The organism is Haloprofundus halophilus (assembly GCF_003439925.1).
Taxonomy (GTDB): Archaea; Halobacteriota; Halobacteria; order Halobacteriales; family Haloferacaceae; genus Haloprofundus; species Haloprofundus halophilus.
The window spans coordinates 637,327-652,253 of sequence record NZ_QQRR01000002.1; the positions used below are offsets into that span (position 1 = coordinate 637,327).

The following is a 14,927-nucleotide window of genomic DNA, read 5'->3' on the forward strand; positions in this document are numbered from 1 at the left end:
GAGTACGACTGCGGGCGGCGCTCTCGTAGCGAGGGATACAAGCGACCGGCCGTTCTCGGTTCCGGTATGCGCCTCTCGACGCTCACCGACCGACTCGACGAGATTCTTCGAACCGACGCGTACGCGGATATCGACGCGAGCGCGAACGGCCTCCAAGTCGGGCCCGAGGAAGCGGAGGTAACCCGCGCGGCCGTCGCCGTCGACGCCGCAGTCGCCACTGTCGACGCCGCTGCGGCGGCAGATGCGGACCTCCTTGTCACGCACCACGGACTCTCGTGGGGCGGCATCGAACGCGTAACGGGCGGACAGTACCGACGAATCGCACCGCTCGTCGACAACGACGTCGCGCTGTACGTCTCGCACCTGCCGCTGGACGGTCACCAGGAACTGGGCAACGCCGCCGGCGTCGCCGACGTACTCGGTCTCGTCGAGCGTGAACCGTTCGGCGCGCTCGGCCCCGAACACATCGGCCAGCGCGGGCGCACGAGCGACCCGCTGGACCCGACCGACGTGGCGACAGCGCTCGACGCCGAACTCGACACCGGCGGCCGCGGCGTGCAGGTGCTCGATTTCGGCCCCGAGGAGATCGAAGACGTCGCGGTCGTCACCGGCAGCGGCGTCGACTGGTTGGACGAAGCCGTCGACGCGGGCGTCGACGCGCTCGTGACGGGCGAAGGGAAACAGAAGGCGTACCACGAGGCTCGGGAAGCTGGAATCCACGTATTTCTCGCCGGACACTACGCGACGGAGACGTTCGGCGTGCGTGCGCTCTCGGAGCGACTCGACGAGTGGGGCGTCGAGACGACGTTCGTCGACCACCCGACCGGGCTCTGAGCATCGGCGTGTAGCGAACAGACGACGGAGAATCGAACGCGGCCGGGTCGTCGTACACCCGCGCTGCCCGGACCGCGTCGGCGTTCAGGTCACGCGGCGGAGTGGCCCCGTCTTCGGGGATAAACTCTCGCAGCGGAGACACACGTTCGCAGCGGACGAACGCGACGTCAGCCGTACGTCGAGGTCAGATACGACAGAATCTCGTCGACGAACTCCCCGTCGTAGGTCCAGAACCCGCGGAACAGTCCGTCTTCGACCTCCTCGGCGATGAGTCCGCAGGCGGCTTTCGTGTACGTACTCCCGTCGAAGACGACGAACCACGTCCGTCCGATCTCGGCGGTCGATTCGAGGTGAAACCGGACGCCGTCGACCGTCGTCGGCCCTCGGTCGCCGGCGACGTAGACGTGAACTTCGAGGTCGGTCTCGTCGACGAGTCGGGAGTAGACGGTCCGCTGCTTTCTGAGCGCATCCGCCGACTGGAACCCGCACCTGAGCGTTCCGTGCCCGACGCGCCACGCTCGCTCTTCGATTTCGCGCGACGCCGCGACCATCTGCCGTTTGTCGAAGGAGGCGAAGACGGCGTTGTCGAGAATCTCGAACAGCGGTCGGAAACTGCTCTCGGACTCGGCGGACCACGGCCGACGAATCGGCGGCGTCACGAGGTGCCGAAGTTCCTCCAGTCCGAGCGACCCCGCGAACCCGCTCTCGTCGCGGATGACGACGAACCCGGGCGGTCCGTCGGCCGGGAGCGGCCGCCGCTCGACGGTGACGTTGCGCGTCTCGAACTGCTCTACGGGAACCGACGCATCGGCGGCCGCGTAGACGATGAGCTGTTTACGCTCTGCGGCCACCGCGGAGATAAACTGTCTGAGTGTCATCTGTGCCTCCGGTCCGGGAAGCGACACCGGTAGCGTCGTCTCGGGCCGGCGCCGGCTACTTCGTCTCGTCGGAGTCGTCGGCCGCATCGCTACCGCCGTTCTGGTCGGAGTCCTCCGCCTCCGACGGCGTCGTTCGGTCCCCTGAGACGCTTCCCCCTTCGTGCGCCCGAGCGTACGTCAGGAGGTCGTACAGCGACGCGGGAAGCGAGTCGAGAACGAGCTCGTCGCTCTCGTCGTCGTACTCCACGTATCCGGCGGCTTCGAGTTTCGGAACGTGGACGTGTCGAAGCACCAGCATCACGTCGTCGCGCTCTTCCGGCGTGACGGGGCGCCAGTCGGCGGCGTTCGTCCACCCGGCGACGATGTCGGCGAGTTCCTCGAACGACAACTGCTGGAACTGCAGGAGCGCGTAGAGCACGAACCGGCGGTGCGTGTCCGAGAGCGTCGCAAACATCTCGTCGTCGACAGTCGTCGCTTCTCGGACGAGGGAGATGTCCGCGCTCCTGTGACTGTTGTCGACGTTCCCCACAGTCGTGGGTAGACGAAGCGCGTGTAAGTCCTTTTCGTGCGACTGGACGGAGATTCTTCGGTGATGACGTGCGAGGCGACGTCGAAGCCCACCGTTCGGCGTCGTCACCCGCTCCGACAGACCGCGTGCGTCAACAATCCCGGGTTGGGTGACCCGTGGAATCCTGCCTCGAACCTTTGAAACCGTCCCCCGACGCATCGAGGTGTATGAGCGACGACGGTCACGATCACAGCGACGACGAAGCCCACGACGACCACAGCGACAACGAAGCCCACGACGACCACGCCGAGTGGCACCCGCCGCACCGCGAGGAGTTCGACCCCGACCCCGTCGGTCACACCGAGGTCCGCGCCGGGATGACCGTCTCGGAACTCGTCGACGAGTACGGCAAGGCGGGCATCGGCGCGGCCGCGGTCCACGAAGCGGTCGACGTGTACGCCGAGATGCTGGTCGACGACGACTGTACGGTCTTTCTCTCGCTCGCGGGCGCGATGGTGCCGACGGGGATGCGAAAAGTCGTCTCCGACCTCGTCCGCGACGGCCACGTCGACGCGCTCGTGACGACGGGCGCGAACCTCACCCACGACTCCATCGAGGCCATCGGCGGGAAACACCACCACGGCGCGGAACACGCCGAGGGGAAGACGCCCCGCGAGCACGACGAGACGCTGCGCGACGAGGAGGTCGACCGAATCTACAACGTGTACCTGCCGCAGGAACACTTCGCGCTGTTCGAGTCGCACCTCCGCGCGGAGGTGTTCCCGCCGCTGGAGGAGGAGGGAAGCGTCGGCATCGAACGCCTCTGCCGTGAACTCGGCCGTGCGAACAGCGAGGTGAACGAGCGCGAGGGCATCGAGGAAGACGCCGGCGTCGCCGCTGCGGCCTACGAGTCGGACGTGCCTATCTACTGCCCGGCCGTGCAGGACTCCGTCTTCGGTCTGCAGGCGTGGATGTACTCGCAGACCTCCGACTTCACGCTCGACGCGCTGAAGGACATGACGCCGCTGACGGACCTCGCCTACCACGCCGACAAGGCGGGCTGCCTGCTCGTCGGCGGCGGCGTGCCGAAGAACTTCACGCTCCAGACGATGCTCGTCACGCCCGGCGCGTACGACTACGCGGTCCAGATTACGATGGACCCGGCGTCGACGGGCGGGCTCTCGGGGGCGACGCTGGACGAGGCACGCTCGTGGGGGAAGCTGACGAAGGAGGCGCGGAACGTCACCGTGCAGGGCGACGCGACGGTGTTCCTGCCGCTTCTCGTCGCGGCGGCGCGAGAGCGAATCGAAGGGTAGCGGTCCGAGATTCAACGGGCTTCGAAGACGCCCTGATGGTCATTTCCCGTCACTGATATCAAAGAACACATCACTGGACGGTGAGTTCACGGAGCGATGAAACGCCGCCGACTCCTCCAACTCACTGGCGGGTGTGCACTCGTCCCGTTCGCTGGCTGTTCGGCGCTATCGAGCGCTCCCGACAGCCCGCCTAATTCCGCGCGCGCGGTGAGCGTTGTCGAAGCCACCTGCGAAGATGCACCGAGCCACGTCACCCACGCGACGTTTCTTCCGAAAAAGCACGAAGTCGTCGTCACCGGGTCGATAGTCGGCCGCGCGCCGTGCGAATCGCTCGGGCTCCGTGTGTTGACGGCTGAGTCGTCAGAACACGCCGACGATGTCGGAATCCGGGTCGTTCCACAGGGAGATATCGACGGCTGTGAACCGTGCTCCGCGCGCCTCGATTACGTCGGAACCGTCACCTTCGACGCGGACGCCTACCCCACGTCGGTGGATTTGGCCCACATGGACAAGCCCACCGGACGGCCAGTCTACGGCGAATCGTTCGAGCGGCAGTCGTGACGCGACGCGGGTTCTGGTTTCCGCGTCTCTTCACGGCAGGAACGACGACGCGACGGTCGTACAGTCGTGGTATCCCTGCTCGTCGTACAGCTTCACGTGACCGCCCGTAACGTACAACCGGCCGTCGATGACGCCGTCGACGCAGCCGACCCGGGGCGTCCCCTCGTCCGGGAGCGAGGTGTCGAACTCGTCGGCCTCGGGGTCGTAGCGGTGACAGAACGACCGGAACGAGTCGACAGACAACGACTCGTCATTTTCTCGAAATAGTCCGTGTGAAAGATACAGTTGGTTGTCGACGACGGGGTCGTTCGTCGTCGCGTAGTGGCCCGGGATGGGCGTCGGGGCGGCTTCCTCCCACTCGTCGTCGATAGGGTCGTAGCGGAAGTTCGAGTCGGTCGACCCGGCGGTACTCTTGACGCCGCCGAGCGCGTGAATCTTGGTCCGGCCGTCGACGACGACGCGCGCTACAGTGGGCCAACGCTTGGCTTCGGGTATCTGTGCGAGGCTGTCGTCGACGACTTCCTCGGCTTCGGGGTCGAACGCCCACAGGCGATGTTCGTCGAACGACCAGTGGGTCGTCCCGCCGGTGCCGTGGTCCGTTGCGGTGTCCGACTCCGTATCTCCCGTCCCGCCGCCGACGCAGTAGATGTATCCGCTCTCGGGGTCGTAGACGCCGCCCATCGCCCACGTCGTGTACGGGCACCGAACGCCCGACTCGGCGGTGAGGTTTCGCCATCCGTCACCGGGTTCGTACACGAAGATGTCGTCCGTCGGGACGTTGTCGCCCTCCGCGGGAGTGAGCACGCCGCCGAAACTGAACACTCGGCCATTCGCGCTGACGCCGCAGGGTCCCCACACAGCTTTCGGCATGTCCTCGACGCGAGTCCACGCGCCGCTCCCTCCCTCGGCGGGGTCGTAGAGGAACGTTCGCGTTCGCGCGTTCAGTTCGACCCCGGAGTCGAAGCCGCCGAAGTATAGCAGTTTCCCGTCGACGACGCCACCGCCGGCGTCGCTCTGTTCGACGGGCACCGACGTCTCGGTACGCCACTTCGGCCCCGTCTCCGGCGGTGGTTCGGTTGACGTTTCGGTGGGTGTGGAGGTCTGCGTCGGCGTCTCCGTCGGGGTTTGTGTTGGCGTTGCGGTGGAGGTCGGTGTCGGAGTTTCGACCGGCGTCGACGTCTGCGTCGGCGTTTCCGCGGGGGTCTGCGACGGTGTCTCGGTCGGCGGTTCGGTCGTGGTCTCGGTCGGGGCCTCCGTGGACGTCTCGGTGGGGGTCGCCGTCTGCCCCGCGTTCTCCGTGGGCGGTTGTGTCGTCGGTTCGCTCGTCGTCTCGGTCTCTACTGTCGTTTCGGTCGGCGATTGCGCGGTCTCGGTCGACGGGTCGCCTCCCGACGACCCGTCCGACCCGCCTGCACTCGACGACCCGTCCGACCCGCCTGCGCTCGACGACCCGTCCGACCCACCGGCGTCGCTCGGCGCGTCCGACGGGTCGGCGGTTTCGGAGTCGCCGGCCCCGTCGGTGTCTGTCGATACCTGCGTTCCGACAGGTGTCGCCGTCGCCGTCGTCTCGAACAGTCCGGAACTCGTCGCCACCGTAGACGGAGGCGGTTCGGTTCCGGTCGTCTCCGGTCGTCCCGTCGTCTCGGTCGCCGACGCCTCGATAGTGCTGTCCGCTTCGCCCTCGTCGGGAGTGTCGCTGAGCGCCGCCGTCCCGAGACCGATTCCGACGGTCCCCGCTGCCAGCAGTGCTAACACACCACGTCTGGAACGGTTTCCGGGCGACTGCTCGTCCGCCGCGACCGACTCCTCACGCTCGTCGCCTCGGCCACCGTTCTCTCTCACATCTGACGGTTCGATTTCAAGAACGATATGAGTTTGTGCGAATCTCAACTGTCGCAACGCGCTGACGGTCGAGGCCGGACACTCCGGTCCGCCTGGGTTATCCGGCCCGTCTCACGGTTCGAACGAGGAGGAGACGCTCATACAGTCGTGGTACCCCTGCTGGTCGTAGCGTTTGACGTGACCCGCCACCGTATAGAGACGGCCGTCGATGACGGCGTCGACGCAGCCGACTCGGGGCGTTCCTTCGTCGGGCAACGAGGTATCGAACTCGTCGGCGACGGGGTCGTAGCGGTGACAGAACGACCGGAAGGAGTCGACAGACAACGATTCGCCGTTCTCGCGGAACAACCCGTGTGAGAGGTACAGTTGGTTGTCGATGACCGGATTGTCGGTCGTCGCGTAGTGTCCCGGAATGGGCGTCGGCGTCGCCGCTTCCCACTCGTCGTCGACCGGGTCGTAGCGGAAGTTCGAATCGGTCGACCCCGCGGTGCTCTTGACGCCGCCGAGGGCGTGAATCTTCGTTCGGCCGTCGACGACGACGCGGGCGACGGTCGGCCAGCGTTTCGCTTCGGGGAGCTGTGCGAGGCTGTCGTCGACGACTTCCTCGGCCTCGGGGTCGAACGTCCACAGTCGGTGTTCGTCGAACGACCAGTGAGTCGTCCCGCCGGTGCCGTGGTTCGTCGCCGTCTCGGCGTCGGTGTCGCCGGTTCCGCCGCCGACGCAGTAGACGAGTCGGCTTTCGGGGTCGTAGATGCCGCCCATCGCCCAGTTCGGGTAGGGACAGCGCACGCCCGACTCGGCGGTGAGGTTTCGCCACCCCTCCCCGGACTCGTAAACGAAGATATCGTCCGTCGGTTCGTTCTCGCCTTCGGCGGGGTTGGAGACGCCGCCGAAGCTGTACACGCGGTTCTCGACGGTGACGCCGCAGGGACCCCACACCGCCTTCGGCAGGTCCTCGACGCGCGTCCACGTTCCCTCGCCCGCTTCGGCGGGTTCGTACGTGAAGGTCTGAGCGACCGCGTTCGTATCGACCCCGGAGTCGAAGCCGCCGAAGTACAGCAGTCTCCCGTCGACGACGCCGCCCCCGGCGTCGCTGTGCGCCAGCGGGAGAGGGGTCTCGCTGCGCCACTGCGACGCCGGGCCCGTCGAGGTCTCGGTATCCGTCGTCGTCGGCGTCTCGGTTCCTTCCGGTGCGTCGGTCTCCGGCGGTGCGTCGGTCGCCGCCGTCTCGGTCCCCGACTCTGCTGGCGTCGCCGTCGTCGACGCGCCTGTCTCGGTCGACGTTTCACTCTCCGTGCCGGTCTCCGACCGAGTTTCGGTGTCGGTGGCCGCTCCGGTTCCCGACGACGTGTCGGACTCCGTCGACGTTTCCGCTCCCGTCGCGTCGTCGGTCGTCGGCGTGTCGGTCTGCGACGGCGTGTCGGTCGTCGGTGTGCCGGTCTCGGTGAGACCGGACGTCGTGGCCGTCGTCGCCGACGGCTCGTCCGTTCCGGTCGTCTCCGACGGTTCGTCCGATTCGGATGCAGAGGTGTTCTCGGAGCGCTCGTCGGTCCCCGCTCCGGGCGGTGAGTCTCCCTCGCCGTCGAACCGCTCGCTGAGGGCGGCTACGCCGAGGCCGGCTCCGACGGTTCCGGCCGCGAGCAACGCCAACAGACCCCGCCGAGAGCGACCCTTCGAGGACTGCTCGCCCTCCGACATCCCTGAATCGTGTTCGCCGACCCGGTCGTCGTTCTCTCCCATAGCGAACAGTACCGTTTCTGAACCACTATGAAACTATCCGTATTTTAATCGACACACGCGTAATAAATTCTCTGAAAAGTGAATATCTCCACAGAGTTCACGACTCGACATCCCCTCGTCGCTCCGGAATCCGGTCGCGCGACGGATGCGCCTCGTCGCCACCGTACTCGGAATGCCTATACGTGCTTGGCCTCTCGAACGTGTATGAACTACGAGTCATCTCTCGACCGGGCGATGGACGCCACCGACTCGCGGACGACCGAGGACAAGCGACTGCGATTCCCCGACCCCGTCGGCGAGACCGACGGTGCGTTCACGCGCCTGACGAACCTCGGCGACATCGCCGACGCGCTCTCGCGGGACCCCGAACACCTCCACAGCGCGATTCAGCGTCAGTTCGCGACGAACGGCCAGTTCGACGGCCAGCGCGCCCGATACAACGGCTCGTTCAACGTCGCCGACTTCGACGCCGCCATCCGCGAGTACGCCGACGAGTTCGTCATCTGCTCGGAGTGCGGCCTGCCGGACACCGTCCTCCGGACCGAAGACGGCGTCGAGATGCTGCGCTGTGAGGCCTGCGGTGCGTTCCGGCCCGTCCAGAAGCGGACGTCCTCGCGCTCGCGCGACACGCCGACGCTCGAAGAGGGGAAAACGTACGAGTTCGAGATCACCGGCACCGGCCGGAAGGGCGACGGCGTCGCCGAAGTCGGCAAGTACACCGTCTTCGTCTCGGGCGCACAGGAGGGCCAGACGGTGCGGGCCTCCGTCTACAACATCAGCGGGTCGCTGGCGTTCGCCCGCCCCGTCTGAACCGCGTCGATTCGACCCGTTCGGTCGGTTCTTCGGTTTCGCCCTCTCACCGGTTCACCGACTACAGCGACCGCTCCGGATTCCCGTGTAGAAGCATGTCGGAGAACATCCGCTTGAACGCCGCCTCGTCGATGGCTTCGACGACCCGCGTCCGCGGTTCGCCGTCGGTGATACCGAGTTCGTCGACGAGGCTGTAGCCGCGGGTCATCCCCTCCCTCTCGTCGACGTCGACGAAGTACGTCTCCGCTTCGGTCACGAGCCCCGGATTCAGAAAGCAGGCGAGCGCCAGCGAGTCCGGTTGAGTGGTCGCGTCGACGCCGAGACGCTCCTTCGAGAACTCGCGGGCGTGGCGCGTGATGGTCGTGAAGAAGTCGGCGTAAGGCGTGTCGGCTTCCTCGAACGCCTCCAGTTCGTCGGCCTCGAACGACCCCTGTCGAATCGTCAACCCCCAGTCGACGAGGTTCACGTCGAGTTCGTGCATCACGATCTTCGCGGCGTCGGGGTCGACCCAGAAGTTGAACTCCGCGGAGGGGGTGTCGTTGCCGAGCGTGTTCACCGCCCCGCCCATCACCCACACCTCGTCGAGCAACTCGTTCAGCTCGGGTTCGCGGCGGACCGCCAGCGCGACGTTAGTCAGCGGGCCGATACAGGCGAGACTCACCTCGCCCGGCGACTCGCGCGCCGCTTCGACGATTCTGTCGACGGCGTGGCCGTCGGCGGAGGGGATTCCGGTGTCGGGGTAGAGTTCGCCGCCGAGACCGCCGTCGCCGTGGACGTGGTCGACGTGCTCGAACTCCTTGACGAGCGGCCGGCGCGACCCCTCGTACACCGGTACCTCGTCGGCGGCGTCAGCGAGGTCGAGGGTGTACTTGGCGTTCTCGACCTCGTAGTCGAACTCGACGTTTCCGGCGACGATGGTGAGCGCCTCCAGTTCGATAGAATCGGCCAGCGCGGCCATCAGGATGGCCTGCGTGTCGTCGCCCGCGGTGTCCGTGTCGACGATGAGTCGGCGTGCCATGTCGGCGAGTCGGTCGGTGGGACCTTAACGCTCCCGCGACATCGAGCGCTATGGACCCGGAGCTCGTCGACCGGCTGGCCGCCGAACTCGGCGCGGAACCAGTCGAACTGACCGAACTCGACGGAGGCATGATCGGCTCGGTGTCCCGCGTCGACCTCGACGACGGTCGGACCGTCGTCGCCAAGGTCGGCGACACCCCGCTCGACGTGGAGGCGTTCATGCTCCGCTATCTCGCCGAGGAGAGCGACCTCCCGGTTCCCGACGTCTCGTACGCCGACCCCGAGTTGCTGGTCCTCTCGCACGTCGACGCCGAGTCGGCGTTCTCGCCGGCGGCCGAACGCGACGCCGCCGAGCACCTCTGTCGTCTCCACGACGTGAGCGCCGACGCGTTCGGCTTCCCCCGAGACACGCTCACCGGCCCGGTGCGTCAACCGAACCCGTGGACCGACTCCTGGGCGGAGTTCTTCGGCGAACACAGGCTTCGGCACGTTGCCGACCTCGCCGTCGAGAAGGGAGCGCTCTCGGCGTCGCTGCGCGAGCGCGTCGGCGCGGTCGTCGACGACCTCGACTCGCTTCTGACCGAACCCGAGGGACCGTCGCTGATTCACGGCGACGTGTGGACGACGAACCTGCTCGCCTGCGACGGCGAGATTCGGGCGTTCCTCGACCCGGCGTGCTACTACGCACATCCGGAGGTCGAGTTGGCGTACGTCGACTGGACGGACACGTTCGACGACGCGTTTTTCACTCGGTATCGGGAGTCTCGCGGCATCGAATCTGGCTTCTTCGAGCGTCGTCGATTCGTCTATCGGCTCTACCCGCTGTTGGTCCACGTCCACCTGTTCGGCGGACGGTATCCGACCGAGTTGGCGGAGACGCTCGAGCGACTGGGGTACTGAGCGGGGACGGAGGGTAACAGACTTCTATCGCCGTCGGGTAGCTTCGAACGGCCGATGACGACGGCACCGTTCCGAGTCGGGGTGGCACCCGACGGTGACGAACCCTATGAGTGCCGAGGCCGCCGTTTTGACGGTAGAAAGTGTCTCTCTAAAGGAATTTTGTTGTGGCCACAGTAGACATAGGCCCCGGTCAGGTTCTCGCCGATTAGGCAAACACGGATTCAACAACGTTGCCGAGCAATCGTATAGTATGGCCGCCGAAATCTCCGACTGGGTTCGAGAAATTGCTGAAGCCCACGGCCTTCCGGAGATCGAAGTGTTCGGGCGGGCACTCGAGCGCGATCTCGAAGACCTGTGGGAGGGCCTCATTCTCACACGATACCTCGACGGCGAACTCGACTGCGAGGAAGCAATCGAACGTATCAGTCGGACAAAAGTCAAGTCAGAGAGATTCCTAATCTCCGAAATCGATTCAGAGCCGCGAAGAACACTGCTCGAAGCATATCGGATACCTATCCACCGTTCATAATCGGCACAAACCCCCGGAAGAACCACTCTCAGACCGATTGAGAACCCGATTATGACTCCGAACGATTAGCCTCTCTACGGACCGTGTTATGGTGAGAATTGGCTTCAGAGGACTCAAGACATCGGTTTTCAAATCGTGATTTGACTAGCTACCCATCTTCTTAGCCATCGGTTATCGAAAACCGATAGAATGCGACCGATTATGAAAATATGTGGACCCATGCAATCGAATGTAGAACAGAGCTCTTATTCCACCAACACCCTCTCTGGGACGGCCCTGAAGCTCCCTCTGGGCAGACTACTGGTACTGCACCCACTTACGAGTGGGCCCGTATCACCATCGAGCTTGGTTTTGCGTCTCTCTTGCGGAGGCTGTGACCGATTATGAAGTTGAAGATGAGGGTTCACCGGAGACGAGACCTCCAGATAACCAATTCTCGGTCGTCCGGCTCGATTATGAATACTGCGAAGATTTCGGGAGACGAGGAGTGCAAGTTTCAAAACGACGTCGCGCTCATCAACCTGTCGAGCGTCAACCTCCCCCCAAGCGACTCTTCGCGGACGCACTCACCGTCTATCACGGTGCGTCGGTTCGATTCCTTACCGCCGTGGACGAAGGCGCACCCGAAGAATAGGTGAGTGTGACGACCGACTACCACCAGGGGGTAGAACGGCTGTGTGAGGCACCTACGTCCAGTGAGGTCGTTTGTACTGCAGATATCGTTGATGGTCTCGTCTTCGCGGCGTCCGACATCGACTTCCCCATTGTCGGCATAGTTACCTACTCACGGATCCACGAGTTCTCCCTCGGCGACTCTGCGACCCAACTCAGCGTCCGATTGGAGACGACCATCTTCTTCGCGCATTCCAGGGGCTTGCATAGTGGAAGTCTTGTTCGCAGGCTCGTTGAAAAGCCTCTGTTCTGACGCGAAAGTGTCGCTCCGGTGCTTTCAATGAGGAAGATTCGACGAAGGCGAACACTGTGTCCAGTGCGGTCGCAACGAGTTTCGACGGCTCTCCTCCTTCCCGAGGATAGCCGGTGAAGGTTTCTGACAGTACAGAATAGAGCCGCTTCCTGTGAACTTCAAAGCTTATTCCCCGAACGAAACTTGTTCGACAGCCGTAACCGAGCGACGATTTCGATGTGTCCACGACGTCAACTCAACACGGCTCTTCGCCAGAGATCGCTCAAGCTGTGGCGACTCTGGCGGTCTCATTCACACGCTCACTCGACCGTTGGAAGTAGCCGTAGACGGCTCTGTCGACAAATCGTACGGTGACCACGTTCGACTTTCAGGCAGTCATGGGATACTGTCTCGTTGTCTCTTTGCACGGCGGTTTATGGTCCGGTCGCTCGTCGGGAGGGTATGGAGACCCGACCACTCGGCGAGACGGGACACGACTCGAGCATCCTCACCTTCGGCGCCATCGCCCTCGACCCACTCGACCAGGAGGCGGCCGACGAGATGGTCGCGGACGTTCTCGACGCAGGCGTCAATCATTTCGACGTCGCGCCGACGTACGGCGATGCGGAACTGAAACTCGCGCCGACGCTGGAAGAGCGACGCGAGGAGATCTTCCTGGGCTGTAAGACCCAGGAGCGAACGTACTACGGCGCGTGGGGCGAACTCCACCGTTCGCTGGAACGGCTCGGTACGGACTCCATCGACCTCTACCAGTTCCACGCGCTCACTCGGTACGACGAACTCGAGGCGATTACGGGCGAGTACAGCCCCGAGATGGCACAGGGTGACCACGACCCCGGCGCGCTTCAGGCGTTCAGAGAGGCGAAATCGGAGGGGCTGATCGATCACATCGGCCTGACGAGCCACGGAGACCCGTCGCTGATTCGCGCCGCGATACGGCAGATCCCGGAGCTCGAGACCGTGATGTTCCCGTTCAACTTCACGCTCGCGGCCAAGGAGGGACCGGAGTACGACTACGGCTCGGTACTGAAGCTCGCCTCCGAGAGAGGGCTCGGAACACTCTGTATCAAGGGGTTCGCGAAGGGCCGCTGGCCGGAGTCTCTCTCCGAGGAAGAGCGCCCCTACAGCACGTGGTACGAGCCGTACGACACCGAAACCGAACTCACCGAGTGCCTGCGGTTCGCGCTCTCACACGGGATGACGTCGATTCCGAACGCGGGCGACCCCGCACTCGTCCCGGCGATTCTCGACGCAGCAGCCGCCTACGAGCCGATGAGCGAAGCGGAACGAGAAGAACTGAAACGACGCGCTCGCGATGCCGATTCGCCCGTTCCGGCACCCTGAGGGGGACTCGACGTGTCCGGTGGACGAAACGGACTTCGAGCTCCTCCAGCAGTATCGAATCGGACGAACAGACCCCCGTCTTCGTGACGTTCGAACGGCTTCACAGTCACGACGAACGCGACAGGTCCGGAATTTTGCGTCGCGATGGCCTCGATCTTCTGAACGACGTCACCGTCCCCGAACCGTGAATACTCGCTCACTATCCTCTAATACCTCTGGGGTCGTTAAGAGACGGGAAAATGACGCCGAACGCATTCAGAAACGACACATCGACTGCGGCCGGTTCGTCGATGCTGATCGACCGGTACCTCCCCGAGTACGACGTCACGGCGGTTCGACACACGGTCGTGAACGCCGATCCTGAGACGACCTACGAGGCGATGCTCGCGGCCGACCTGATGGACTTGGGACCGACCGTCCGCGCCCTCGGACAACTGCGAGACGTCCCGCGACTACTTCTGGAGCGTAACGGAGCTGCCCCGGAGCAGCCGCCGCCCAAGCAGTTACGGTTCGCCGATGTCCCGGAGACAGCGGAGTGGACGCTGCTCGACGAAGCGCCGGGTGAAGAGTTCGTCTTCGGTGCGGTCGGCAAGTTCTGGCGACCCGAAATCGAGTGGCTGCAGGTCGACGCGGAGGAGTTCGCGGAGTTCGACGAACCGGGTAACGCGAAACTCGCGATAAGCCTCTCCGTCCGCCCGTACGGCGAGCGGCGGACGCTCCTCTCCTACGAGGCGCGCACGGTGACGACGTCCGAGCGTGCCCGCAGGAACTTCCGACTGTACTGGCGGGTGATCGGTCCGTTCGCGGGCTACCTGATGTCTCAGGCGCTCGAACGCATCGAGGCCGACGCGGAGGCGCAGCCACGTCGGGAACCCACGACGGATTTACACGTTGACAGTAGTGTAGAAGGCCGTTCGAAGTGGACCGACAGACGAACCCTCGCAGCCTTCGTACTCGGTCTTGTGGGCGCGTACCACTTCGCGATACGGCCCTGGCACCGTCAGTGGGGAGCGACGAACGGGGAAGCGCGCGCTACCATGCCAGGTGACGACCTGCTCTCGGATGCGACCGCGCAGGTCACCCACGCGATCGAGATCGACGCCCCCACCGAGGCCGTGTGGCCGTGGCTCGTCCAGATTGGACAGGGTCGCGGCGGTTTCTATAGCTACGACTGGATAGAGAACGCTATCGGTGCCGACATCCACAACGTGGATCGGATCGTCCCGGAGTACCAGGAACTCGAGGAAGGGGACGTCATCAGGTTGGCGCCTAAAGACTATCCCGTCTCGTCTCCCGAATCTGCGCCGGAAGTCGTCCACCTCGACCCCGAGCGTGCGCTCGTCCTGAGTCCTCCGGGGGAGTCGCCCGCGTGGACCTGGGCATTCGTCCTCGTTCCGCTCGGCGAGGGCACAACGCGGCTTCTCGCCCGTATGCGGTCGAACCCGCGGCGGTCCTCTCTCGGACCGCTGGCGGGGCATCCGACGCTCCTCGGAGCGGTCGACTACCTCTTCTGGGAACCCGCGCACTTCCTCATGGAGCGAAAGATGCTCACGGGAATCAAACGACGTGCCGAACGGGCGGTACGGACAGATTCGCCCTCGACAGCGTGACGAGTCGGTAGTCGACGAGTGAAGTCCGACCGGGCCTGCGGACACGGGTCCTGACCCCGATAACCAGCCGTGACTGCCTTCGGTGACCGCCGCTCGTTTCGACGCGGCGTCGG

General features: G+C 64.7%; 13 protein-coding genes. 8 read left to right on the forward strand and 5 right to left on the reverse strand.

Annotated elements, in window-relative coordinates:
- Positions 1-66: 66 nt before the first annotated feature.
- Positions 67-834 (forward strand): Nif3-like dinuclear metal center hexameric protein, encoded by a 768-nt coding sequence (locus DV709_RS12875; RefSeq protein WP_117594825.1) that lies wholly within the window; start codon positions 67-69, stop codon positions 832-834.
- Between the two features lie 167 nt (positions 835-1,001).
- On the opposite strand, the gene DV709_RS12880 is transcribed toward DV709_RS12875, so the two are convergent.
- Entirely contained in the window at positions 1,002-1,712 is a 711-nt protein-coding gene (locus tag DV709_RS12880) for a DICT sensory domain-containing protein (protein ID WP_157972736.1), read from the reverse strand.
- Between the two features lie 55 nt (positions 1,713-1,767).
- Positions 1,768-2,241: a DUF7344 domain-containing protein gene (locus tag DV709_RS12885; protein ID WP_117594827.1), complete on the reverse strand. Its 474-nt coding sequence runs from the start codon at positions 2,239-2,241 to the stop codon at positions 1,768-1,770.
- A gap of 206 nt (positions 2,242-2,447) precedes the next feature.
- On the opposite strand from DV709_RS12885, the gene DV709_RS12890 reads away from it, so the two are divergent.
- Both DV709_RS12890 and DV709_RS12895 read left to right on the forward strand, forming a co-directional pair.
- Positions 2,448-3,536, forward strand: a complete 1,089-nt coding sequence (locus DV709_RS12890; RefSeq protein WP_117594828.1) for a deoxyhypusine synthase — start codon at positions 2,448-2,450, stop codon at positions 3,534-3,536.
- A gap of 96 nt (positions 3,537-3,632) precedes the next feature.
- A complete protein-coding gene (locus DV709_RS12895) occupies positions 3,633-4,097 on the forward strand; it encodes a hypothetical protein (protein WP_157972737.1) in 465 nt (154 codons plus the stop codon).
- Positions 4,098-4,127: 30 nt separating this feature from the next.
- On the opposite strand, the gene DV709_RS12900 is transcribed toward DV709_RS12895, so the two are convergent.
- Positions 4,128-5,939 (reverse strand): Kelch repeat-containing protein, encoded by a 1,812-nt coding sequence (locus DV709_RS12900; protein ID WP_117594830.1) that lies wholly within the window; start codon positions 5,937-5,939, stop codon positions 4,128-4,130.
- A 111-nt stretch (positions 5,940-6,050) separates the two neighbouring features.
- Positions 6,051-7,679 (reverse strand): galactose oxidase, encoded by a 1,629-nt coding sequence (locus tag DV709_RS12905; protein ID WP_117594831.1) that lies wholly within the window; start codon positions 7,677-7,679, stop codon positions 6,051-6,053.
- 204 nt (positions 7,680-7,883) lie between these two features.
- Here DV709_RS12905 and DV709_RS12910 point away from each other — a divergent pair, with 204 nt between their 5' ends.
- The gene (locus DV709_RS12910; protein ID WP_117594832.1) at positions 7,884-8,489 is read left to right on the forward strand and encodes a translation initiation factor IF-2 subunit beta; all 606 of its coding nucleotides are present in this window, start codon (positions 7,884-7,886) and stop codon (positions 8,487-8,489) included.
- Between the two features lie 61 nt (positions 8,490-8,550).
- On the opposite strand, the gene DV709_RS12915 is transcribed toward DV709_RS12910, so the two are convergent.
- A complete protein-coding gene (locus DV709_RS12915; protein WP_117594833.1) occupies positions 8,551-9,507 on the reverse strand; it encodes a nucleoside hydrolase in 957 nt (318 codons plus the stop codon).
- Positions 9,508-9,557: 50 nt separating this feature from the next.
- On the opposite strand from DV709_RS12915, the gene DV709_RS12920 reads away from it, so the two are divergent.
- The 4 genes from DV709_RS12920 to DV709_RS18215 all read left to right on the forward strand — a co-directional run bounded on the left by DV709_RS12920 (position 9,558) and on the right by DV709_RS18215 (position 14,814).
- Positions 9,558-10,406, forward strand: coding sequence for a fructosamine kinase family protein (locus tag DV709_RS12920; protein ID WP_117594834.1), 849 nt, complete (start codon positions 9,558-9,560; stop codon positions 10,404-10,406).
- A 250-nt stretch (positions 10,407-10,656) separates the two neighbouring features.
- Positions 10,657-10,935 (forward strand): hypothetical protein, encoded by a 279-nt coding sequence (locus DV709_RS12925; RefSeq protein ID WP_117594835.1) that lies wholly within the window; start codon positions 10,657-10,659, stop codon positions 10,933-10,935.
- A gap of 1,366 nt (positions 10,936-12,301) precedes the next feature.
- Positions 12,302-13,204: an aldo/keto reductase gene (locus tag DV709_RS12940; protein ID WP_117594838.1), complete on the forward strand. Its 903-nt coding sequence runs from the start codon at positions 12,302-12,304 to the stop codon at positions 13,202-13,204.
- Between the two features lie 290 nt (positions 13,205-13,494).
- Positions 13,495-14,814 carry a hypothetical protein gene (locus tag DV709_RS18215; RefSeq protein WP_232819739.1) on the forward strand — a complete coding sequence of 440 codons (1,320 nt, stop codon included), beginning with the start codon at positions 13,495-13,497 and terminating at the stop codon, positions 14,812-14,814.
- The last annotated feature ends 113 nt before the right edge of the window (positions 14,815-14,927 follow it).